The following is a 22005-nucleotide window of genomic DNA, read 5'->3' as shown; positions in this document are numbered from 1 at the left end:
AGGCACGCATCATGAAACGCATCCTCATTGCCACCGCCGTCGCGGCCGTCGCGGTCATCGTCATCGCGTCTTCCGCCCTGTTCACCGTCAACGAGGCGCAGCAGGCGCTGGTGCTCCAGTTCGGCGAGCCGCGCCGCGTCATCCAGGACCCGGGCCTGAAGGTCAAGATCCCCTTCATCCAGGAGGTGAGGATCCTCGACCGCCGCGTGCTCGACCTCGACCCGCCGGTCGAGCAGGTGATCCTGGCCGACCAGAAGCGCCTGGACGTGGACGCCTTCGCCCGCTACCGCATCCACGATCCGCTGCGCTTCTACCAGACCGCCGGAACCGAAGCGGTCGCCGAGACGCGGATGAACTCGATCGTCAACTCGTCGCTGCGCCGCGTGCTGGGCAACGTCACGGTGCTGGCCGTCCTGTCCGACGAGCGCGCCCGCATCATGAACGACATCAAGGGGCAGGTGAACGACGAGGCCAAGCGCTTCGGCATCGAGATCGTCGACGTGCGCATCCGCCGCGCCGACCTGCCGGAGGAGACCAGCCAGTCGATCTTCGCCCGCATGCGCTCCGAGCGCGAGCGCGAGGCGGCCGAGGCCCGCGCCCAGGGCCAGGAGCAGTCGCAGCAGATCAAGTCCCGCGCCGAACGCGAACGCACGGTCATCATCGCCGAGGCGCAGCGCGACGCGCAGGTCCTGCGCGGCGAGGGCGACAACACCGCCATCAAGCTGATCGCGGAGGCGACCTCGCAGGATCCGGAGTTCTACGGCTTCTACCGGTCCCTCGAAGCCTACCGGAAGGCGCTGAACGGCAGCGATACCACGATGGTGCTGTCGCCCAACGGCGAGTTCTTCCGTTACTTCAACGGGTCGAACCCGCAGTCTCCCGCTCCGCAGCCGCCGGCCGGTTCGGCATCCGGGCAAGGCACTCCTGCTCCGGCGCCCGCTCCGGCACAGTGAGGGCGGGCTGCCGCCGGCGGCGGCGGTCCTGTTGATCGTTTGGCTCTAAACCATTCGGCCGGGTTGAGTTCCGCACTCGACCCGGCCTATTCCTTTTCAGGAAACGCGCCCGCCCAAGAAAATGTCTGCGCCTCGACTGGACCGGCACGCCATTTTGCGGCCATACTCTTGACCCAACACTGGGGCGGTCGCCATCATTCGTGGCTCGGGCCGGACGTCTGGTAGGAGAGTACGTTGATTCGCATACCCAAACTCGAACCCGCCACGCGTGGGGCCGCGGCCGGGGCCCGGCCGCGGAAGGCGGGCGTCCGGCCCGTGGTCGCCGCGATCGTATGGGGCATGGCGTCGGTCCTCGTCGGCGGTGCCGCCGCCGGGGCACTGCCCGCCCAGGCCCAGGCGGCGGCGCCGAACCGCAACGCCCCCGGCAGCTTCGCCGATCTGGCGGAGAAGCTGTTGCCGGCCGTGGTCAACATCTCCTCCAGCCAGAACGCGCCGCAGCGCCAGCAGGGGCCACGGCCGGAGATCCCCCAGTTCCCGCCGGGCTCGCCCTTCGAGGACTTCTTCCGCGACTTCTTCGACCGCCAGCAGCAGGAGCAGCCGCAGCGCAAGTCGACGTCGCTCGGCTCCGGCTTCGTCATCGACGCCACCAACGGCTACGTGGTCACCAACAACCACGTCGTTCAGGATGCCGACGAGATCACCGTCATCCTGCAGGACGACACCAACATCAAGGCGGAACTGGTCGGCCGCGACAGCAAGACCGACCTGGCGCTGCTGAAGATCAAGACCAGCCATCCGCTGGTGGCGGTCCCCTTCGGCGACAGCGACGCCATGCGGGTGGGCGACTGGGTGCTGGCCATCGGCAACCCGTTCGGGCTGGGCGGGTCGGTCACCGCCGGCATCATCTCGGCGCGCCAGCGCAACATCGACGCCGGCCCGTACGACGACTTCCTGCAGACCGACGCCTCGATCAACCGCGGCAACTCCGGCGGCCCGATGTTCAACCTGAACGGCGAGGTCATCGGCATCAACACCGCGATCTTCTCCCCGTCGGGCGGATCGGTCGGCATCGGCTTCGCCATCCCGTCCAACCTCGCCAAGCAGGTGGTGGCGCAGCTCAAGGATTACGGCAAGACCCGCCGCGGCTGGCTGGGCGTGCGCATCCAGGCGGTGACGCCGGAGATCGCCGAGAGCCTGGGACTGCCGGGCCACAAGGGTGCGCTGGTCGCCTCGGTCACCCCGGACGGTCCCGCCGCCAAGGCCGGCATCCAGGCTGGCGACGTGGTGATCAAGTTCGACGGCAAGGAGATCGACGAGATGCGCCGGCTGCCGCGCGTCGTCGCCGAGACCTCCATCGACAAGGCGGTGCCGGTCGAGGTGTGGCGCAAGGGCAAGAGCCAGACCGTGCAGGTCAAGGTCGGCGAACTGGAAGCCGCGGAGGAGCAGGGCCTGCTCGCTGCCGGCCCGGAGGACAAGCAGCAGCCCGGCGACAAGGCACCGGCGCAGAAGCCGGTCGAATCGCTGGGCATGAAGATGACCGCAATCACCCCCGAGCTGCGCCAGCAGTATGAGATCAAGCCCGATATGAAGGGCGTGGTCATCACCGACGTGACCAGCAACTCCACCGCCGCCGAGAAGGGGCTGCGGGCCGGGGATGTCATCATCGAGGTCGGGCAGGAAGAGGTGCGCAAGCCCGAGGACGTCGCTGCCAAGGTCCAGAAAGCCAAGGAGCAGAACAAGAAATCGGTCCTGCTCCTGGTCGACCGCAAGGGCGACCTCCGCTTCGTCGCCATCCCGCTGAGCTGACCGGCGGACCGGTCGGGGACCGGGAGGGTATTAGAAAGGGCGCCGGCAGCGATGCCGGCGCCCTTTTTGTTTTGCGAAGATGAAGCGCCGTCGCTATGCGGCGTCGAGCCACATCGTCACGGCGACCGCGGCTGCCAGCAGCAGGCACAGCGCGGCCACGATGGCGAGGCTGCGCAGGAACTGGCGGAACTCCCCCTGCTTCCAGGCGCTGCGGCCCAGCAGAAGCAGATAGCCGGCCATCGCGGCGCCGATGATCTGCCAACCCAACCCTTCCTCCAAATCGGTGCGGAGCCGCCGCACTGCACATGGGGCCGGCCCGACGGTCAAGGCGCAAGCGCGGCGGAGCGTTCGGATCTATGCCGAAAGCAAAGGTATCACCATCCGGGTAAGGGCCTTCGATGGAGGGGGGAGACTTTGAGGTAAGATTCGGTGTGAGATTTTCCGGACCTACTTCGTTAGCAGCAGCCGACCTATTGCAAATAAGTGGTGGTTAACAGGACAGTTAACGCGTATGAGTGCATCAATGTTCGCTGCCGTGATATCTTTGGAACTGGCAATTGCAGCGGGGCTTTTCGCATATGCCAAATGCGTTCTTCTTTTAACTCCGGAGAGTGGTACCGTAGGGCGCGACACGGGGGTAACCTCCCCCTAAATAACGGCATGCCCAAGCGGTCGAGGGGTAGTCGCCGATGCGCCAAAGCGTCGGAGCTGTCCTTACGACGGTCACAGGCGAGCCATCCGGCATGACGCCAGTCGACATCATGATCGATGTAAAAACGCGGGAGCGGACGATGGACACAGTGCGCGCATTTCTGATCGACTCGAACAAGCTGTTTCGTGAAGGGCTCAAGCGCCTACTCGATGATTCACCCTTCCAGATCGTCGCGGAGGCCGGAAACCTGCGCGAGGCGCTGACGTCGGTCGAAAGCGGACTGCGCCCGCAGCTCCTGCTTCTCGACCTGCAGAATGGCGGTGACGAGGAGGCGGAAGGGATGCGTCGCCTGCGAGCGCTGCTGCCCGAGACCCGCATGGTCATCCTGACCAGCGACCTCTGCACCCGCCGCCTGGCCAATGCGCTGGAGGCCGGTGCCGACGGCTACCTGATGAAGGACCTGTCGTCCGATGCGCTGGCCCAGTCGCTGAAGCTGGTGATGATGGGCGAGAAGGTGTTCCCGACCCATCTGGCGGCGCTGCTGATCTCCGGCCGGGTCAACGGCAACGGCACCGAGATGCCGGTGTCGCGCAAGGGCCTGTCGCAGCGCGAGGTGCAGATCCTGCGCTGCCTGCTGAACGGCGACAGCAACAAGATGATCGCCAACCACCTGAACATCACGGAAGCCACCGTGAAGGTTCACCTGAAGAGCCTGCTGCGCAAGATCAACGCCTCCAACCGCACCCAGGCCGCGATCTGGGCCCTCAACAACGGCATCGGCGGCGAACTGGCCGGTGCCGGCGCGGTGGCCGCGGCAGCCAACCAGTAATCACCCGTCCAGTCCATCGTCGCCGTTCCTTGCCCCTCTCCCGCACTCGCGGGGGAGGGGCCATACGGCTGAGGACGCGAGTGGCAGGAGACGGGCAAGGAACGGCGACGAGGCCGGTCAGACCGGCAGCCGGACCACTGCCCGCAAGCCGCCATAGGGACTGTCGTCGAGGGTGATGTCGCCGCCATGGCTGCGCGCGACGTCGCGGGCGATGGTGAGCCCAAGGCCCGTTCCGCCGGTATCCAGATTGCGGGAGCTGTCCACCCTGAAGAAGGGCTTGAACACCTCGGTCCGCAGCGCCGCCGGGATCCCGGGGCCGTCGTCGTCGACGGTGATTTCCACGCTCCTGTCCAGCCGTTCCGCCTTGACCCAGGCGGTGCCGGCATGGCGGCCGGCATTGACCAGCAGGTTGGCGATGCAGCGGCGCATGGCGTTCGGCCGCAAAGGCAGGGTCAGCCCATCGGGCACGGTCAGCGTCACCTCGGTGCCGTCGCGCCTGGCGCCGGCAGCCAGTTCGTTCAGCAGGCGGGTCAGGTCGGTGGGCTGCACCGCCTCGGTCCCCTCGCCCCTGGCGAAGGCCAGATAGCCTTCGATCATCATCTCCATTTCAGTGACGTCGGCCTTCAGCTCCTCCACCTCGGCGTCGAGGTCGGGGTGCTCGATCATGTCCAGCGCCAGCTTCATCCGGGTGAGCGGCGTGCGCAGGTCGTGGCTGACGCCGGCCAGCATCTCGGTCCGCTGGTTGACCTGGCGCTGAAGCCGCTCGCGCATCAGCAGGAAGGCCGAGGCCGCCTGCCGCACCTCCGTCGCCCCTTCCATCTTGAAGCTCTGGACGTCGCGGCCCTTGCCGAGCGCGTCGGCGGCGACCGCCAGGCGCTTGATCGGCCTGATCTGGTTGCGCATGAACAGGATGGCGACCGCGAACAGCACCACGGCGCTGCCGACCATCCACAGGATGAAGATGTAGCTGGTGGGGGTGAAGAGGCGGCGCTCCGGCGACATCACCGACAGCACGCCGTCCGGCATCTGTACCCGGATTTCGTACCATTCATGGGCGACGCGGGTGTTGATGGTGAAGGGGCGCGCGACCCGCTCGTCCATCGCCTTGCCCAGCGTGCGCTCAAGCAGGCCGCTCAGCTTCTGCTTCCTGGTGGGCAGGGTCTGCCCCGGCTCCAGGGTGACGATCAGGTCGGTCGTGCGCGCGGTCGTGGCCAGCGCCCAGTCGAGCCCCGCCGGCGAGGGGTCTCGCTCCAGCATCGAGATCACGGTGGCGATGTCGCCGGCCACCGCGAAGGCCAGCCGGTTGGTCACGGTGTCCCAGTGCCGGTCGTAGAAGATCCAGGTGGCCACCGCCTGGGCCAGGATGACCGGCGTGACGATGATCAGCAGCGACCGGCCGAACAGCGTCCGCGGCAGGAAGCGCTTCACCAGGGGCGTACGCCGCCGCCGCTCCGCCCGCCGCGCCGCGGCGGTTCCGGCGGCGTCGGCCACGGCCGTGCCGGCCGGCCCGGAGCCGGTGTCGGCGGTCACGGATCGGGCCTCAGCACGTAGCCTTCCCCGCGCACGGTGTGCAGGTAGCGCGGTTCCCGCGGGTCGGCCTCGATCTTGCGGCGCAGGCGGGTGACCTGGACGTCGACGGTGCGGGCGTTGCCGGCGACCTTGCTGCGCTCCGTCAGCTCCTCGCGCGTGAAGGTCACGCCGGGCGATGTGGCGAGGATGCGCAGCAGGCTGGCTTCCGCGGTGGTCAGCCGGATCACCTCGTCGCCGGCCCGCAGTTCGTCACGGTCCGGCAGGTAGATCATCGGGCCAAGCTTGACCGGTGCCGCAGACGGTGCCGCCGGCTCCGGCGGGCGGGCGGCCTGGCGGCGCAGGATCGAGTTGATGCGCAGCAGCAGCTCGCGCGGGTTGAAGGGCTTGGCGAGGTAGTCGTCGGCCCCCGCCTCCAGCCCGGCGATGCGGTCGTCCGGCTCGTCGCGGGCGGTCAGCAGCAGTATCGGAACATCGCGTTCCCGCCGCAGCGATTCGGTCAGCGCCAGCCCCGATTCGCCCGGCATCATGATGTCGAGGACCAGCAGGTCGAAGGCAAGGCCGCCGAGTTGCGCCCGCGCGTCGGCGGCGTCCCGCGCCGTGCTGACCAGAAAGCCGTTGCCGGCAAGATACTTGCGCAACAGCTCGCGCAGTCGGGTGTCGTCATCGACGACCAGGATATGCGGCATGTCTTCGGTCATGGCGCGACTATAGCGCGGCTCCCCGTATGTGAAACAGGGGGTGCATCTGGGGTGCGCATGGCGGGCAGGCGGATAAATGGCTGCCCCATCGAGGGCTCTGGACTGTTAAGATCCCATTGGCCTCCGTCGCGGGACCGAACGACAACAGGAGCACTCGATCATGGCCGACGACAACAGGCCCAATCTTCCCCGGGATCTGAACTCTCAGGATCTCGCGGAAATGACCAAGGCCTATCTGGAGAAGGGCGGCACCATCGTGCGGTGCCCGCCGGGCGCGTCGGAAAACGTCGTCTACCGCCGCGGCAGCTTCCGGCGCCGCAACGATGGGGAGGCCAAGCCGCAGGTGCCGGCCCCGTCGGTGCCGGCCCAGGCGAAGCCGGAGGGTTGACGGCCGCTCTTGCCGCCGCGCTCCCGGCGCCCGCACCCCACGGGAAGTAGGAGCATCGCAGGTTCGGACCAACGCTCTCCCCCGCAAAGGCGGGGGAGAGCCGGAGACGATCGGCAGGCGTTGCGGCCCTGTCGGGAGCCCGCGGGGACGGCGTCGCCGTTCAGCGCTTCGCCGCGAGTCGGGCCGGCGGGACCGGTGGTATGAACTTCGCCCGGTCGCCTTCGTCGAGCATCCCCATCATCACCTTGCGGAAGCCCTCCACCGCTTCGGCGCCGGCCATCCGATAGGCGCGGGCGATGCGCTGGCGCTGCGTCTCGGAGAGCTGGCGCTCCAGCTCCACCCCCTTCTCGGTGAGCTCAAGCAGCCGCTGGCGGCGGTCGCGGGCACCGGTCTGCTGGTCGATGAAGCCCTGGCGCACCAGTTCGCCCAACACGCGCGACAGGCTCTGCTTGGTGATCTTCAGGATGCCCAGCAGTTCCGAGACGGTGATCTTCGGGTAGCGGCCGACAAAATAGATGACGCGGTGATGCGCACGACCGAAGCCGATCTCCGCCAGGATTTCATCCGGTTCGGCGGTGAATTCGCGGTAGGCGTAGAACAGCAGCTCCATTCCGGTGCGGAGTTCTTCCTCGCGGAGGAAGAGTTGGTTCACACCCGCTTTCAGATCAGCCATGGCGACGGGATCGGTTCGATTTGTTCTAATTAGGACAGCAACTCAGACATAAACAATCGTACGACCGGTTACAAGGGCAAGCTCATGCGCCGTCCCGGCTTTCAGCGAGGGGAGTTCAGGCGCTGCCGATCAGGATCCCGGTGCCGAACACCAGCAGGCCGCCGACGACCACCTGGAACGCCGCGGACAGCAGGGGCGTATCCATATAGCGGTTGCGGATCCAGGCGATGACCGCGAGTTCAACCGCCACGACGGCGATGGCGACGGCGGTCGCCGTCCAGAAGCTGGGGATCAGGTAGGGCAGGGCGTGGCCCAGCCCGCCGAGCGTGGTCATGGCGCCGCACACCACGCCCCGCAGCCACGGGCTGCCGCGCCCGGTCAGCGATCCGTTGTCGGACAGGGCTTCGGCGAAGCCCATCGAGATGCCGGCGCCGATGGAGGCGGCGAGGCCGACCAGGAAGGTCTCATGGCTGTCCTGGGTGGCGAAGGCGGCCGCGAACAGCGGTGCCAGCGTCGACACCGAGCCGTCCATCAGCCCGGCCAAGCCCGGCTGGATGATCTGCAGCACGAACAGGCGGCGTTCGGATTCATGTTCCCGCTCGCGCACGTCGGGAGAGACGAAGCGGGCCTCCAGCCGCTCGGCCTTGGCCTCGTGCCGGCGCTCCTCCTCGGCGAGGTCGCCCAGGAGCTGGCGGATCGAGACGTCCTGGGACCGCTGGGCGGCACGGGCATAGAAGCGCTTGGTTTCCGCCTCCATCAGCTCGGCCTGCCGCCGCACCGTGTCGAGACCGAGCGGGCGTGCGAGCCAGACCGGCTTGCGTTCGACGAATCCCTTCACGTCCTGACGGCGGATCAGCGGGATGTGGTCGCCGAACCGGGTGCGGAACAGCTCAAGCAGGCGGTGGCGGTGGCCGTCCTCCTCCGACGCCATCGCGCGGAACAGCTTCGCCGTGTCGGGATAGCTGTCGGCCAGCCCATGGGCGAATTCGTCATAGATGCGGCTGTCCTCCTCCTCCAGGGCGATGGCCAGTGCCAGCAATTCCTTTTCCGTCAGATCCGAGAAGTTCTTCATGTGTCCGGCCTTCGGCGCGAGAAGCGTGGAGAGGGAGCGGGGGACCAGGGTTTTCGCCAGGGGTTTCGCCAACGACTTTGAATGATCCTAATCCGATTGGGGGATTGTTCAACGCACCATGCCGGTGCCGTGCCCCCACCATCCGCCAGCCGGGGGGCGCCGGTTGGCTGGGTGGCATTTCCGTGGCGGGCTTGCTATGGGCATGGGCACGAGAGGTCCAAGGTTCCACAAGACCAGCATAAGAAGGAAACGACCATGAGCGCGCGCCGCAAACTGATCGCCGGAAACTGGAAGATGAACGGGCTGAAGGCCGACGGCCTCGCCCTGGCGTCGGATCTTGCCGGGCGGCTGAAGGGCGCCGGACCGGTGGCGTTCGACATGCTGGTCTGCCCGCCGTTCCCGCTGCTGTTCCCGGTGGGGGAGGCGATCACCGACAGCCCGCTGGCGCTGGGTGGCCAGGACTGCGCGCCCAAGACCTCGGGCGCCCACACCGGCGACGTCGCGCCGACGATGCTGACGGATGCCGGCTGCCGCTATGTCATCCTCGGCCACTCGGAGCGCCGGGCCGACCACGGCGAGTCCGACGCGGTGGTGAAGGCCAAGGCAGCCGCCGCCCTGGCCGAGGGCCTCGTCGCCATCATATGCGTCGGCGAAACCGAAGCGCAGCGCGACGCCGGCCAAGCGGACGCCGTGGTGGCGGGGCAGCTTGCCGGCTCGATCCCCGAGGGGGCGACGGCCGACAACACCGTCATCGCCTACGAGCCGGTCTGGGCGATCGGCACCGGCAAGACGGCCACGCCCGGTGACGTCAAGGCAATGCATGCCCATATCCGCGCCGAGCTGGACGGCAGGATCGCCGACGCCGCCAAGGTCCGCATCCTCTATGGCGGCTCGGTCAAGCCGGGCAATGCCGCCGAGCTGATGGCGGTAGAGAATGTCGACGGTGCGCTGGTCGGCGGCGCGTCGCTGAAGGCCGAGGACTTCTGGGGTATCGCTTCCGCGTGCCGCTAGCAACTTGGCGCTGGCATATCGCGCGCCGGCGCGGTACAAACAATGGGCGCGCGCCACGGGCCCTTGAGACGGCCTGTGGCGCGCTATTCGATTTTTGGGATGGGTGTGGGGTGAGCTTCGCATGGAATCGGTGATTCTGGTCATCCACCTGCTGATCGCCATCGGGCTGGTCGGCGTGATCCTGATCCAGCGCTCGGAAGGCGGCGGGCTCGGCATCGGCGGCGGCAACATGGGCGGCATGATGAGCACCCGCGGGACCGCCAACCTGCTGACCCGGACCACGGGCATCCTGGCCGCCTGCTTCTTCGCGACCAGCGTGGTCCTGGCGATCATGGCCGGCGGCCATTCCCGCCCGGCGTCGATCATCGACAACATGCCGGCCACCTCGGCGCCCTCGGCTCCGGCCCAGCCGGCCGCGCCTGCCCAACCCGCGCCGCCGGTGTCCCAGTAACGGGATCGACCCCAAGCACGGGTGCGAGCGAACAGCGAGGCGGCCTCCCCGAAGCCGCCTCTTTCTTTTGAGGGCCGACGATCGCGACGCGATGTTACGGCGGCGACCCTTCGGGGACATGGAACAGCTCTCAAGCTCTTCGGACGGACATGACTCGCTACATCTTCATCACCGGTGGCGTCGTTTCTTCGCTGGGCAAAGGTCTGGCGTCGGCGGCTCTTGGGGCGCTTCTTCAGGCGCGCGGCTACAAGGTGCGCCTGCGCAAGCTGGACCCTTACCTGAACGTCGATCCCGGCACGATGAGCCCCTACCAGCACGGCGAGGTCTTCGTGACCGACGACGGGGCTGAGACGGACCTCGACCTCGGCCACTACGAGCGCTTCACCGGCGTGGCGGCACGGCGCGGCGACAACATCACCACCGGCCGCATCTACTCCACCGTGATCGCCAAGGAGCGGCGCGGCGATTACCTGGGCGGCACCGTCCAGGTGATCCCGCACATCACCGACGAGATCAAGGAGTTCATCCGCGCCGACACCACCGACGAGGACTTCGTCCTCATCGAGATCGGCGGCACGGTGGGCGACATCGAATCGCTGCCCTTCCTGGAGGCCATCCGCCAGTTCGGCAACGAGGTCGGCCAGGAGAACGTCCTCTACATCCACCTGACCCTGCTGCCCTACATCCCGACCGCCGGCGAGCTGAAGACCAAGCCGACGCAGCATTCGGTGAAGGAACTGCTGAGCGTCGGCATCCAGGCCAACATCCTGCTGTGCCGCGCCGACCGCCCGATTCCGGAGAACGAGCGCAAGAAGATCGCGCTGTTCTGCAACATCCGCCCGGAGCGGGTGATCGCGGCGCTCGACGTCGACTCGATCTACCAGGTGCCGATCAGCTACCACGAGGAAGGCTTCGACACCCAGGTGCTGAGCTATTTCGGCCTGCCGACCGACGGCGAGCCGGACCTGTCGCGCTGGACCCGCATCATGGACCGGGTGCGCAAGCCGCAGGGCGAGGTCACCATCGCCGTGGTCGGCAAGTACATCAGCCTGCTCGACAGCTACAAGTCGCTGGCCGAGGCGCTGACCCACGGTGGCATCGCCAACAACGTCAAGGTCAACCTCGACTGGATCGATTCGGAGATCTTCGAGGACGACGACGCGGCGGTGAAGCGGCTGGAGAACGTCCACGGCATCCTGGTGCCGGGCGGCTTCGGCTCCCGCGGCACCGAGGGCAAGATCCGGGCGGCCAAGTTCGCGCGCGAGCGCAAGGTGCCCTATTTCGGCATCTGCTTCGGCATGCAGATGGCGGTGATCGAGGCTGCCCGCAACATGGCGAAGATCGAGGATGCCGGCTCGACCGAGCTGGGCAAGCCCGGCAACCCGGTCGTCGGCCTGATGACCGAATGGATGCGTGGCAACACGCTGGAGCGCCGTGGCGAGGCCGGCGATCTCGGCGGCACAATGCGGCTCGGCGCCTATCCGGCCAAGCTGCTGGACGGCAGCAAGGTCGCGGACGTCTACGGCACCACCGACATCTCCGAGCGGCACCGCCACCGCTACGAGGTGAACGTCTACTACAAGGAGCGGCTGGAGCGCTGCGGCATGCGGTTCAGCGGCCTGTCGCCCGACGGCGAGCTGCCGGAGATCGTCGAGATCCCCGACCATCCCTGGTTCATCGGCGTGCAGTTCCACCCGGAACTGAAGTCGAAGCCCTTCGAGCCGCATCCGCTGTTCACCGCCTTCATCAAGGCGGCAATCGACCAGAGCCGGCTGGTCTAAGGACCTTCATCCCCCTCCCGGATCCTCCCCCGCTGTCGGACCGACCTTCGGTCGACCGAGAGCGGGGGAGCGGGCCTTGAGCGAAGCGGCGGCAGTCGCCTGCACCGCCAAAGGTCCGGGAGGGTCGGGGAGGGGGCAACCCCGCTCCCGACGCCTGTCCTTTCCCCATACGTCATCCCGCTTGCGCCAGCGGAACCCCCGTGCAACGATCCGGCAATCGTTTGTGACGCAAACAACCTGATCGGGGGACAGGGTATGAAGCGCGCGCGCAACGTCGCCATCGCAGCGGCCATGGCTGGCATGGTGGCCGCCCCGGCCATCGCGGCGGACTATTCCTCCACCGTCTTCTTCGGCGACAGCCTGACCGACAGCGGCACCTTCCAGCCGCTGCTGCCGTCCGGCGGCAAGTTCACCACCAATCCCGGGCCGGTCTGGGCCGAAAACCTTGCGGGTGCGCTCGGCACGTCGGCGGTCACGGCGGTGCGCGGCGGCACCGACTATGCGATGGGCGGGGCGCGGGTCGCCACGTCGGTCGGCTATCCGCCGACCGGGCTGACGGCGCTGGCCCCGAGCGTCGCGGCGCAGATCGCGGGCTATCTCGCCACGTCGGGCGGACGCGCCGATCCGCGGGCGCTCTACACCGTCTGGGGCGGGGCGAACGACATCTTCACCGCGTTGGGCAACCCGGCGACGGCCCAGGCGGTGGTGACCCAGGCGGCGACCGATTTGGTGACGCAGGTGGCGCGGCTGCGGGCAGCGGGAGCGACGACCATCCTGGTGCCGACGGTGCCGGACATCGGCTCGACGCCCTTCGGGCGCTCGCAGGGTCCGGCGGCGTCGGCTCAGATCACGCAACTGGTCGGCGGCTACAACCAGTTGGTGACGCTGGGGCTCGCCAATGCCGGCATTTCCGTCATCCCGATCGACACCTTCTCGCTGCTGCGGGCGGCGGTTGCCGATCCCGCGGCCTTCGGTTTCGCCAACGTCACGTCGCCCGCCTGCACGACCAGCACCTCGCTGCTCTGCACCCCCGCCACCCTGGTGGCGCCCGGCGCGGCGGCCAGCCACCTGTTCGCCGACGGGGTGCACCCGACGACGGCCGGGCACCGTGCCGTGTCGGACTTCGTGCTCAACGCGTTGACCGCGCCCGGCAACGTGGCGCAACTCGCCGAATCGCCACTGCACACCCGCGACCGGCTGACCGCAACCATCCTGGCGCAGGCGGCGACCAGCCTGTGGAGCCGCAAGGCCGGCGAGGCCGGCGCCTGGATCAGCGGTGGCGTCGGCCGCCTGACCGCGGACGGCGTCGGCGACCTCGGGGCCGGGGGGCAGGCGGGGGTGCGCGGCACGCCCTATTCCGTCAGCATCGGCGTCGACAAGCGGTTCGGCGAGAACCTGCTGCTCGGCGTCGCCGGAACGGCGTCGCGGTATCGCGGAAACTTCTCCACCGGCGGCGACTACAGGCAGCGGGAGTATGTGCTGAGCGGTTACGGCGTCTACCGAGCCGGCGGCGCTTTCGTCAGCGGCGTCGGCTCTTTCGGCTTCGCCGACTACGACCTGCGGCGCGGCGTGACCATCAACGGCACCGACCACTCGACCGATGGCGAGACCGAGGGCATCAACGCGTCGATCGGCGTCGAGGGCGGGTATGACTTCACCACCGGCGGGCTCACCCACGGGCCGGTGCTCGGCCTGCGCTACCAGCATGTGAACGTTGAGGGCTTCAGCGAGGACGACAGCCTGTTCGGCTTCGGCTACCGGTCGCAAACCCGGAATTCGCTGGTCGGCAGCGTCGGCTATCAGGCTGCCTACGACCTCGGCCGCGTGCTGCCCTATGCCAAGGTCACGCTGAACCGGGAATTCCGCGACGGGACGCGCAGCATCACGGTGGAGAACCGCAGCATCTCCACGCTCGCCTACGACGTGGCGGTGGCGAGGCCCGACCGCAGCTATGTCGACATGACGGCCGGTGCCTCCTTTCGGCTGGCCGACGCGGTCACCGGCACGCTGGGCCTGAATGCACGGGCCGGCGAACGGGACCGGCGCGACTACGGCGGCTTCGTCGGCCTGAATGTCGGCTTCTGACGATCGGGCGGGTGCGCGTTCGCGATTCCGCTCCATATCTCGTGCGGGTCTTAACCGGGAGGATGAGGGCACAATGTCCGAAGTCATGATCGACGCCGCCGACGGCGGCCGCTTCGCCGCCTACGTCGTCAAGCCGGCGGTCACGCCGGCAGGCGGGCTCGTGGTGATCCAGGAGATCTTCGGCGTCAACGCGGTGATGCGCGAGCTGTGCGACTGGTACGCCTCGCAGGGCTTCCTGGCGGTCTGCCCGGATCTGTTCTGGCGGCAGAAGCCGGGAGTGCAACTGACCGACAAGACCCAGGAGGAATGGAACCAGGCCTTCGCGCTGATGAACGGCATGGACCAGGACAAGGCCATCGAGGATCTGAAGGCCGCATTGGCGTGGGTGCGCGTGCAGGGCGACTGCACCGGCAAGGCCGGCAGCGTCGGCTATTGCCTGGGTGGCCGCCTGGCCTTCCTGATGGCGGAGCGGTCGGACGCCGACGCCAACGTCGGCTATTACGGCGTCGGCCTGGAGGGGTTGCTGGGCGAGGCGGGCGCCATCAAGACGCCGGTGCTGCTGCACATTGCCGAGAACGACAAGTTTTCCAGTCCCGACAAGCGTGATGCGTTGCTGGCCGGGGTGAAGGACAACAAGTGGGTGACGGCGAAGGTCTATCCTGGCCAGGACCATGCCTTCGCCCGCCCGGGCGGCGAGCATTACGACCAGGCCTCGGCCGACGAGGCCAACCGGCTGACGGTGGAGTTCTTCCGCACGCATCTGGCATGAAGCCGGACCTTCGCCGGCGCCTTTCCCCGCCCCGGCTCCCCCCGCGCTTCGTGGAGCGAAGGTCCGCCGGGTCGCGGGGGAGGGGGCACCCGCCGCGTCGACACGCTCCTCAGCCTTGAGTCCGCCACGCATTGACCGTCCCCTGATTTAATGGGATGCAGAGGCGCCCGGCCCCTGGCGGCCCCGGCCCGTTTTGTTTTGGAGCACCCCGATGACCACGCCGCGCCCCGTCCAGATCGGCGACCTTACCGTCGCCAACGACCGTCCTTTCGTGCTGATCGCCGGCCCCTGCCAGATGGAAAGCCGCGACCATGCGCTGGAGACGGCCTCCGCGCTGGTGGAGATGACCAGGGCGCTCGGCATGGGCCTGATCTACAAGTCGAGCTTCGACAAGGCCAACCGGACCTCGATCAGCACGGCGCGCGGCCTTGGCATGGACAAGGCGCTGCCGATCTTCGCGGAGATCCGCGAGCGGTTCGGCTGTCCGGTCATCACCGATGTGCACGAGCCCGGCCAGTGCGCCACGGTCGCCGAGGCGGTGGACGTCCTGCAGATCCCCGCCTTCCTGTGCCGCCAGACCGACCTGCTGGTCGCCGCGGCGCAGACCGGTCGGGCGGTGAACGTCAAGAAGGGCCAGTTCCTGGCGCCGTGGGACATGAAGAACGTCGCAGCCAAGCTGGTGGCGTCCGGCAATGAACGGGTCCTGCTGTGCGAGCGCGGTGCCAGCTTCGGCTACAACACGCTGGTGTCGGACATGCGCGCGCTGCCGATCATGGCGGAGACCGGCTTCCCGGTGGTGTTCGACGCCACCCATTCGGTCCAGCAGCCGGGCGGGCAGGGCACCACCTCGGGCGGCCAGCGGGAGTTCGTGCCGGTGCTGGCCCGAGCCGCCATCGCCGTCGGCGTCGCCGCCGTCTTCATGGAAACGCACGAGAACCCCGACTGCGCCCCCAGCGACGGCCCCAACATGGTTCCGCTGGCGGAAATGCCGACCCTGCTCGCCAAGCTCCAGGCCTTCGACAGGCTGGCCAAGGCGTAAGCTCCGGCCAGGGCGCAAGCTTCAGTTGGTGCGGGAGCCGGGCGGTGGTTCAATGCCCCCTCTCCCGGACCCGGACGGGTCCAGCTTCACGGACAGGCATGATGATCGGTCGGACTTTTCGGGGCGTGGTGGTCACGCTCCTGCTGCTGGTGGCCGCCGTTCCGGCGGCGGCGCTGGAGAGCTTCCAGAAATCCAAGCTGACCATCGAGACGGCGGGCGGCGGCAAGTTCCGCTTCGACGTGGAACTGGCGCTGACCCAGCAGCAGCAGGCGCAGGGGCTGATGTTCCGCCAGTCGATGCCGGCGGACGCCGGGATGCTGTTCGTCTACGATCGGACGCAGCAGGCCAGCTTCTGGATGAAGAACACGCTGATTCCGCTGGACATGCTGTTCATCGCCGCCGACGGGCGCATCGTGAACATCCACGAGCGCGCGGTGCCGGGCTCGCTCGATTCCGTCAATTCCGACGGCCCGGTGAAGGCGATCCTGGAACTGAACGGCGGCATGGCGGCGCGGCTGGGCGTCCACCCCGGCGACCGCGTGGTCTCCCCCGACATCGCGAAGTGACGCGGAAAGCCGCCCACCTGCCCCTGACTTTGGCGTAAGCTGTCGCCGGATTTCCCAAGATTTCATCGCGCCGGGGACAGCGCGGAGGGGCCGGAATGGGCAGGCGGGCGGCAATCTTGGTTGGGGCGGCGCTGAGCGCCGCCGCCGGCCTGTCCGCCTATGTCGTGCTGGCGCGGGCGGAGCCGGCGCCAGCCTGGCGTCTCGCCCGGGTGGAGCAGGGGCCGCTGACCAGCGCCATCACCGCCACCGGCACCATGAGCGCGCTGGTCACGGTGGAGGTCAGCTCCCAGCTTTCCGGCCAGATCGCCGAACTCTACGCCGACTTCAACAGCCGGGTGACCAGCGGGCAGATCCTGGCGCGGCTGAACGGTGACCAACTGGCGGCGCGGCTGGCCCAGGCCGGTGCCGACGTCGATGCCGCCCGCGCCCAACTGATGCAGCAGCAGGCCTCGCTCGACAAGGCGCGCGCCGATCTGGCCAGTGCCGGGGCCAGCGTCGCCAACGCCGACAGCCAAATCCTGCGTGCGGATCTCGCCGGGCAGGACGCCGACCGCGACTTTCGGCGTCGCCGGGAACTGCGCGGTCGGGGCGTCGTCGCCGCCGCCGACCTGGAGAAGGCCGAGACGGCTGCCCACAGCGCGGCGGCGCAGCTCGTCGCCGCCCGTGCGCAGAAGCGGCAGGCGGAAGCGGCGCAAGCGTCGGCCAACGCATCGCAGGCGGTGGCCGCCGCTCAGGTGGAGGTGGCGCGCGCCCAGGTGGCCCAGCGCGAGGCGGCGCTGCAACTGGTCAGGGTCGATCTCGACCGATCGGTCATCCGCTCGCCGATCGACGGGGTGGTGGTGAACCGTGCGGTCAGCACCGGCCAGACGGTCGCCGCCAGCCTGGCGGCGCCGACGCTCTTCACCATCGCCCAGGATCTGCGGCAGATGGAGGTGCTTGCCAACATCGACGAGGCCGACATCGGCCGGGTCCGCGAGGGCATGCCGGTCCGCTTCACCGTGAACGCCTTCCCTGGCGAGAGGTTCAATGGCCGGGTGACCCAGGTGCGGCTGGCGCCGAAGGAAGACCAGACCGTCGTCACCTACATTGTCGTCATCACCGTCGAAAATCCGGAGCTTCGCCTGCTGCCGGGCATGACGGCCAATCTGCGCATCACGGTGGACGAGCGGCCGGCGGCACTGAAGATCCCCAATGCCGCCTTGCGTTTCCGGCCGCCGGGCGTTCAGCCGTCCGGCGGCGAGGCGCCGGCACCGACCACCGGCGGGCCGGATGGCGGCCGTGGCGCCCGCGAGCTGGAGGCGCTGGCGCGCCGGGCGATGGAAGGGCTCGGGCTCGACGAGGCGAAGCGCCGCGACCTCGCGGCGCTGGTGGAGGAGGCCCGCGACCGTTTCGCTGCGCTCGACGGCGAGGCCGGCGATCCCGAGCGCCGGCGGGTGGAGGCGAATGCCATCCGCAAGGCTGCACTGGAGCGGATCTCCGGCCTGCTCGACCCGGCGCAGCGCGAACGGTTCGATGCGTTGGCTGCGCCCCCGTCCGCGGCCAAGGAGGCGGCGGAGGGCACCCGCACCGTCTGGGTCCCCGGTCCGGGCAGTGGCGGCCCGGGCAGTGGCGGTCCGGTCGGCGTGCCGGTCAGGCTGGGCATCGGCGACGGCAGCTTCACCGAGGTGGTGGGCGGAAACCTGCATGCCGGCCAGGAAGTCATCACCGGCATCCTGGCGCCCGACCGCGACGGCCGGCGGGGGCCGCGCCTTGGATTCTGACCGTGCCCAGAGCGATCCAGCGGCGGTCGCTGCCCCGCTGGTCGCCGTCGAGGCGCTCACCCGCCGCTATCGGATGGGGCCGCAGACGGTGCATGCCCTTGAGGGCGTCACCGTCGCCATCCATCGCGGCGAGTTCGTCGCGGTGATGGGGCCGTCCGGCTCGGGCAAGTCGACATTCATGAACCTGCTGGGCTGCCTGGACCGGCCGGATGCCGGCCAGTACCGGCTGAACGGGCGGGAGGTCGCCGGGCTGTCCTCCGATGCCCTGGCGGCATTGCGCAACCGCAGCATCGGCTTCGTCTTCCAATCCTTCAACCTGCTGCCACGCCAGACGGCACTGGCCAACGTGGCACTGCCGATGGTCTATGCCGCGGTGGGGCATGGCCAGCGGGAGGAACGGGCGCTGGCGGCACTGGAGGCGGTGGGGCTGCGCGGCAGGGCGGGACACCGGCCGACCCAGCTATCGGGTGGCCAGCAGCAGCGCGTCGCCATTGCCCGCGCCCTGGTCAACGAGCCTCTGCTCCTCTTGGCCGATGAACCGACCGGCGCACTCGACACCGCCACCAGCATCGAGATCATGGCGCTGTTCCAGCGGCTGAACCGGCGCGGCATCACGATCGTGCTGGTGACGCACGAGCCTGAGGTGGCGCGCTTCGCCGGCCGTGTCCTGCATTTCCGCGACGGTTGCCTGACCGCCGACCTCGTGCAGGCGCCGGAGGCGGCGGCATGACGGCGCTCGACGCCCTGCGCGCGGCGCTGGACTCGCTGCGTGCCAACCCTCTGCGCAGCGCGCTGACCATGCTGGGCATCGTCATCGGGGTGGCGGCGGTGATCGCCATGGTGGCGGTGGGCGCTGGGGCGCGCGACCAGGTGCTGCGGCAGATCGCCAGCCTGGGCACCAACCTGATCCTGGTCGGGCAGGGCAGCATCGCCCGCGGCGGCGTCAAGCTCGGCGCCGGCACCGCTTCGTCGCTGACCGAGGACGACGCGCTGGCGGTGCTGGCCGAGATCCCCGACGTGATGGTGACGGCTCCCTCGGTGCGCTGGGGTTTGCAGATCGTCGCCGGCAACCAGAACTGGGGCACCGTGCTGTTCGGCATCACCCCCGACTACATGGATGCGCGCGACTGGACGGTGGAGGCCGGCCGCGGCCTGTCGGACGACGACGTGGCGCAGGCCAACAAGGTGGTTGTGCTGGGGCGGACGGTGGTGCGGAGCCTGTTCGGCGGCGGCGATCCCATCGGCCAGCCGGTGCGTGTCTTCTCGACTCCGCTGACCGTGGTCGGCGTGCTGGGGGAAAAGGGTCAGAACACGCAGGGGCAGGACCAGGACGACGTCATCTTCGTGCCGCTGTCCACCGCCAAGCGCAACATCCCCGGCATGGCCAAGAGCAATCCGCGCTTCATCCACAGCATGGTTGTGAAGATGCGCGACGGTTCCGACATGGCCGAGGCGCAGGCGCAGCTCCGCGACCTGCTGCGCCAGCGTCACCGCCTGATCACCGACCAGGACGACGATTTCTGGATGCGCGACCTGTCGGAGGTTTCGGCAACGCGCGATGCCTCGTCGCGGGCGCTGTCCTTCCTGCTGGCGGCGGTGGCCGCGGTGTCGCTGCTGGTCGGCGGCATCGGCATCATGAACATCATGCTGGTGTCGGTGACCGAGCGCACGCGGGAGATCGGGCTTCGGCTGGCCATCGGCGCGCGCCGCCGCGACATCCTGATCCAGTTCCTGATCGAGTCCACCACCCTGTCGCTGATCGGCGCCGCCGTCGGGGTGGTGCTGGGGATCGCCACCGCGGCGGGCGTGGCGGCACTGGCCGGTTGGCCGACCCTGATCCGGCTGGATTCGGTGGTGCTTGCCGTCGCGGTCAGCGGGGTGGTCGGCGTCTTCTTCGGCCTTTACCCGGCGCGCCGCGCCGCCCGCCTCAACCCCATCGAGGCGCTGCGGCACGAATAGCGGACAGGTCCGAGGACACGTCGTCGGCGAGCGTGACCACCGCCACGCCCGTCCGTGCCAGCCGCCCCGCCAGCTTGGCGATCCAGGCGGCTTCCCGCGGGACGGCAAGAACGGCCGGCCGCCGTTCGGCCACCACGCGCGCGAGCGCCAGGACAGAGGTTGCCGCATGCCGTTTGGCGAGGTCGATCTGGCCGATCGCCGGGTCGAGCGCCGCCCGCAGAGCCCCGCCGCCCATCGGCGCCACCGCGTCGACCGCCAGCCCGGCTTCCAGCAGGCGGCCGGCGAGATCGACGGCGGCACGCCGCCCGGGGCGGTCGTCCAGGTCGGGAAGGAACAGGGCAATGCGGACTGACGGAGCGGGAGGAGGGGGCAACGAACGGACCCTGAACGCTGTTGGTTGGGACGGTGGGCGACCGAACGACGCATGAGGGGCCGCCGGTGCCGCCAATATGCAGAAAGAGCGGCGCGGCAGTGCGCCGTCCGCTTGCCGTGGGCGTGGCGTTCGTGTATCTCACATCGCGGCGACGGGGCGTAGCGCAGTCTGGTCAGCGCGCCAGTTTTGGGTACTGGAGGCCCCCGGTTCGAATCCGGGCGCCCCGACCATCGCCGCAGGTTTAATCGCGCTCCCGGCACGCGGGCGGCGCCGATGCAGACAATGGGAGACGAGCGAGCCATGAACGTCCGGATCTACCAGCCGAGCAAGACGGCCATGCAGTCCGGCCGGGCCAAGACTCACCGCTGGATGCTGGATTACGAGATCGAGACGCCGCGCCGGCCGGAGCCGCTGATGGGCTGGACCAGCTCGGGCGACACGCTGAACCAGGTGCGCCTGTCCTTCGAGACCAAGGAGGAGGCCATCGCCTTCGCCGAGCGCAAGGGCTGGAGCTATACGGTGCAGGATGCGCCGGTCCATCGCTTCCGTCCGCGCAACTATGCGGACAACTTCCGCACCGACCGTCCGCGCTTCTGAACCTGACGAGCGCCGGTTCGAATAAGGCCCCATAGCTCAGCAGGATAGAGCAGCCGCCTTCTAAGCGGCAGGTCGCAGGTTCGAGCCCTGCTGGGGTCGCCATCCGGCGCCGACATCGACCGAACAGAGAAAAGCCCCCGCCGCGGGGCTTTTTCTATGGGCTGGTGGTGCTTCGGTTTTTGGGGCGGAGGTCGACATGGCATGGATGACTGTGTCTTCCGGTAACGGCCCGAGAGGCGACCATCGGGATTTATCTGGTTCATGCCGTTGATAATCTGCTTATAGTCTTCGAACCTTTTTGCGCTTGGGAACAGGGCATCATGTCTGGCGACGGTCAAATGGGAGAGATTTTCCGGTTGTGCACGCAATTGAGCGTGCAGGAATTGTTCGAACTGCAGGAATGGATCGGCAGCGAGCTGGACCGGCGCAAGAGTGAAGAGGTCGAGCGCCTGAAGGCCGAGGTCGAACTGCGGCTGAAGCAGCTCAACCTGTCGCTGGGAGACGTCTTCCCCGACATGCGGCAGGCGGTGCGGAGCGCCGACACCAGCAAGCCGGCCAGGGCGGACCTCGAAGCGCCCGAAAAGGGAGCGACCTACCGGAACCCCGAGAAGCCGCAAGACGTCTGGACCGCCGGCGTCAAGAAGGGCCGTGCCCCGGTGTGGGTGGACCGCCTGCGCGAGAAGGGTGAACTGCACCGGCACAAGGTCGGGTATCAGGGATAGGCGGCACCACCCGGCAAGCCGCGGGGCAGGCCGCCGGCCAAGCGGCAGCAGCAGCCCCGCCGCACGGCTTGTTCGGCGGCGGGGCTGCTGCTGCCAAGCGGTCAGGCGGCCTTGATGTCGCCGAGGAAGGTCTCGACGTCGCGTCGCATCATCTCTGCCTGGCGCGACAACTCGCTTGCCGCGGTGAGCACCTGGTCGGCGGCGCTGCCGGCCTCGTCGGCGGCCTGATTGACCTGGACGATGCTGCCTGAGACCTCCTGCGTGCCGGAGGCGGCCTGCTGGACGTTGCGG

At 68.6% G+C, this 22005-nt stretch carries 22 protein-coding genes, 2 tRNA genes and 1 pseudogene; 18 read left to right on the top strand and 7 right to left on the bottom strand.

Annotated features, from left to right (window positions below; translation table 11 throughout):
• The first annotated feature begins 11 nt into the window (after window positions 1-11).
• Complete coding sequence (gene hflC, locus J2850_RS30755) at window positions 12-953, top strand: protease modulator HflC (protein WP_209991113.1); 942 nt, start codon at window positions 12-14, stop codon at window positions 951-953.
• 339 nt (window positions 954-1292) lie between these two features.
• On the top strand, window positions 1293-2759 hold the full coding sequence (locus J2850_RS30750) for a DegQ family serine endoprotease (protein WP_246513772.1): 1467 nt from the start codon (window positions 1293-1295) through the stop codon (window positions 2757-2759).
• A gap of 93 nt (window positions 2760-2852) precedes the next feature.
• On the opposite strand, the gene J2850_RS30745 is transcribed toward J2850_RS30750, so the two are convergent.
• Complete coding sequence (locus J2850_RS30745; RefSeq protein WP_209991111.1) at window positions 2853-3026, bottom strand: hypothetical protein; 174 nt, start codon at window positions 3024-3026, stop codon at window positions 2853-2855.
• A 524-nt stretch (window positions 3027-3550) separates the two neighbouring features.
• Between J2850_RS30745 and J2850_RS30740 the strand changes: the two genes are divergently transcribed.
• Window positions 3551-4240, top strand: coding sequence for a LuxR C-terminal-related transcriptional regulator (locus J2850_RS30740; RefSeq protein WP_209991109.1), 690 nt, complete (start codon window positions 3551-3553; stop codon window positions 4238-4240).
• Window positions 4241-4357: 117 nt separating this feature from the next.
• Here the strand turns inward: J2850_RS30740 and J2850_RS30735 are convergent, their stop codons facing one another.
• The gene (locus tag J2850_RS30735) at window positions 4358-5770 is read right to left on the bottom strand and encodes an ATP-binding protein (protein WP_417281594.1); all 1413 of its coding nucleotides are present in this window, start codon (window positions 5768-5770) and stop codon (window positions 4358-4360) included.
• A complete protein-coding gene (locus J2850_RS30730) occupies window positions 5767-6468 on the bottom strand; it encodes a response regulator (RefSeq protein WP_209991107.1) in 702 nt (233 codons plus the stop codon). The genes J2850_RS30735 and J2850_RS30730 overlap by 4 nt, the downstream gene beginning before the upstream one ends.
• Before the next feature lie 160 nt (window positions 6469-6628).
• On the opposite strand from J2850_RS30730, the gene J2850_RS30725 reads away from it, so the two are divergent.
• Window positions 6629-6856 (top strand): hypothetical protein, encoded by a 228-nt coding sequence (locus tag J2850_RS30725; protein WP_209991104.1) that lies wholly within the window; start codon window positions 6629-6631, stop codon window positions 6854-6856.
• 160 nt (window positions 6857-7016) lie between these two features.
• On the opposite strand, the gene J2850_RS30720 is transcribed toward J2850_RS30725, so the two are convergent.
• Window positions 7017-7529 carry a MarR family winged helix-turn-helix transcriptional regulator gene (locus J2850_RS30720; RefSeq protein WP_209991102.1) on the bottom strand — a complete coding sequence of 171 codons (513 nt, stop codon included), beginning with the start codon at window positions 7527-7529 and terminating at the stop codon, window positions 7017-7019.
• Window positions 7530-7644: 115 nt separating this feature from the next.
• Window positions 7645-8601 carry an iron exporter MbfA gene (mbfA, locus tag J2850_RS30715; protein ID WP_209991100.1) on the bottom strand — a complete coding sequence of 319 codons (957 nt, stop codon included), beginning with the start codon at window positions 8599-8601 and terminating at the stop codon, window positions 7645-7647.
• A gap of 255 nt (window positions 8602-8856) precedes the next feature.
• Between mbfA and tpiA the strand changes: the two genes are divergently transcribed.
• The 10 genes from tpiA to J2850_RS30665 all read left to right on the top strand — a co-directional run bounded on the left by tpiA (window position 8857) and on the right by J2850_RS30665 (window position 20022).
• Complete coding sequence (tpiA, locus tag J2850_RS30710; protein ID WP_209991098.1) at window positions 8857-9612, top strand: triose-phosphate isomerase; 756 nt, start codon at window positions 8857-8859, stop codon at window positions 9610-9612.
• A 121-nt stretch (window positions 9613-9733) separates the two neighbouring features.
• Window positions 9734-10063, top strand: coding sequence for a preprotein translocase subunit SecG (gene secG, locus J2850_RS30705; protein ID WP_209991097.1), 330 nt, complete (start codon window positions 9734-9736; stop codon window positions 10061-10063).
• A gap of 149 nt (window positions 10064-10212) precedes the next feature.
• Window positions 10213-11844 carry a CTP synthase gene (gene pyrG, locus J2850_RS30700; RefSeq protein WP_209991094.1) on the top strand — a complete coding sequence of 544 codons (1632 nt, stop codon included), beginning with the start codon at window positions 10213-10215 and terminating at the stop codon, window positions 11842-11844.
• A gap of 255 nt (window positions 11845-12099) precedes the next feature.
• Window positions 12100-13929: an autotransporter domain-containing protein gene (locus J2850_RS30695; protein ID WP_209991092.1), complete on the top strand. Its 1830-nt coding sequence runs from the start codon at window positions 12100-12102 to the stop codon at window positions 13927-13929.
• Window positions 13930-14002: 73 nt separating this feature from the next.
• On the top strand, window positions 14003-14698 hold the full coding sequence (locus J2850_RS30690) for a dienelactone hydrolase family protein (RefSeq protein ID WP_209991090.1): 696 nt from the start codon (window positions 14003-14005) through the stop codon (window positions 14696-14698).
• A 211-nt stretch (window positions 14699-14909) separates the two neighbouring features.
• A complete protein-coding gene (gene kdsA / locus J2850_RS30685; RefSeq protein ID WP_209991088.1) occupies window positions 14910-15737 on the top strand; it encodes a 3-deoxy-8-phosphooctulonate synthase in 828 nt (275 codons plus the stop codon).
• Between the two features lie 125 nt (window positions 15738-15862).
• Entirely contained in the window at window positions 15863-16303 is a 441-nt protein-coding gene (locus J2850_RS30680; protein WP_307354612.1) for a DUF192 domain-containing protein, read from the top strand.
• 116 nt (window positions 16304-16419) lie between these two features.
• On the top strand, window positions 16420-18063 hold the full coding sequence (locus tag J2850_RS30675; RefSeq protein ID WP_246513770.1) for an efflux RND transporter periplasmic adaptor subunit: 1644 nt from the start codon (window positions 16420-16422) through the stop codon (window positions 18061-18063).
• Window positions 18053-18793 carry an ABC transporter ATP-binding protein gene (locus tag J2850_RS30670; protein ID WP_281415108.1) on the top strand — a complete coding sequence of 247 codons (741 nt, stop codon included), beginning with the start codon at window positions 18053-18055 and terminating at the stop codon, window positions 18791-18793. The genes J2850_RS30675 and J2850_RS30670 overlap by 11 nt, the downstream gene beginning before the upstream one ends.
• A complete protein-coding gene (locus J2850_RS30665; protein WP_209991084.1) occupies window positions 18790-20022 on the top strand; it encodes an ABC transporter permease in 1233 nt (410 codons plus the stop codon). Before J2850_RS30670 ends, J2850_RS30665 begins: the two co-directional genes overlap by 4 nt.
• Here J2850_RS30665 and J2850_RS30660 read toward each other — a convergent pair.
• Window positions 19991-20395, bottom strand: coding sequence for a hypothetical protein (locus J2850_RS30660; protein WP_209991082.1), 405 nt, complete (start codon window positions 20393-20395; stop codon window positions 19991-19993). The two genes, J2850_RS30665 and J2850_RS30660, sit on opposite strands and share 32 nt — an antisense overlap.
• Before the next feature lie 152 nt (window positions 20396-20547).
• On the opposite strand from J2850_RS30660, the gene J2850_RS30655 reads away from it, so the two are divergent.
• From J2850_RS30655 to J2850_RS30640, 4 genes are all read left to right on the top strand, one after another.
• Window positions 20548-20625, top strand: a tRNA-Pro gene (locus J2850_RS30655).
• Window positions 20626-20695: 70 nt separating this feature from the next.
• A complete protein-coding gene (locus J2850_RS30650; RefSeq protein WP_209991080.1) occupies window positions 20696-20992 on the top strand; it encodes an ETC complex I subunit in 297 nt (98 codons plus the stop codon).
• A gap of 25 nt (window positions 20993-21017) precedes the next feature.
• Window positions 21018-21094 (top strand) — tRNA-Arg (locus tag J2850_RS30645).
• Window positions 21095-21330: 236 nt separating this feature from the next.
• Entirely contained in the window at window positions 21331-21714 is a 384-nt protein-coding gene (locus J2850_RS30640) for an H-NS family nucleoid-associated regulatory protein (protein ID WP_209991078.1), read from the top strand.
• Between the two features lie 101 nt (window positions 21715-21815).
• Here the strand turns inward: J2850_RS30640 and J2850_RS30635 are convergent.
• Window positions 21816-22005: pseudogene (locus J2850_RS30635) on the bottom strand (methyl-accepting chemotaxis protein); the annotation flags it as partial.

The organism is Azospirillum picis, from assembly GCF_017876115.1.
Lineage (GTDB): Bacteria > Pseudomonadota > Alphaproteobacteria > Azospirillales > Azospirillaceae > Azospirillum > Azospirillum picis.
Note: the sequence above shows the minus strand (reverse complement) of the source record. Positions and strands in the feature narration are given on the sequence as shown.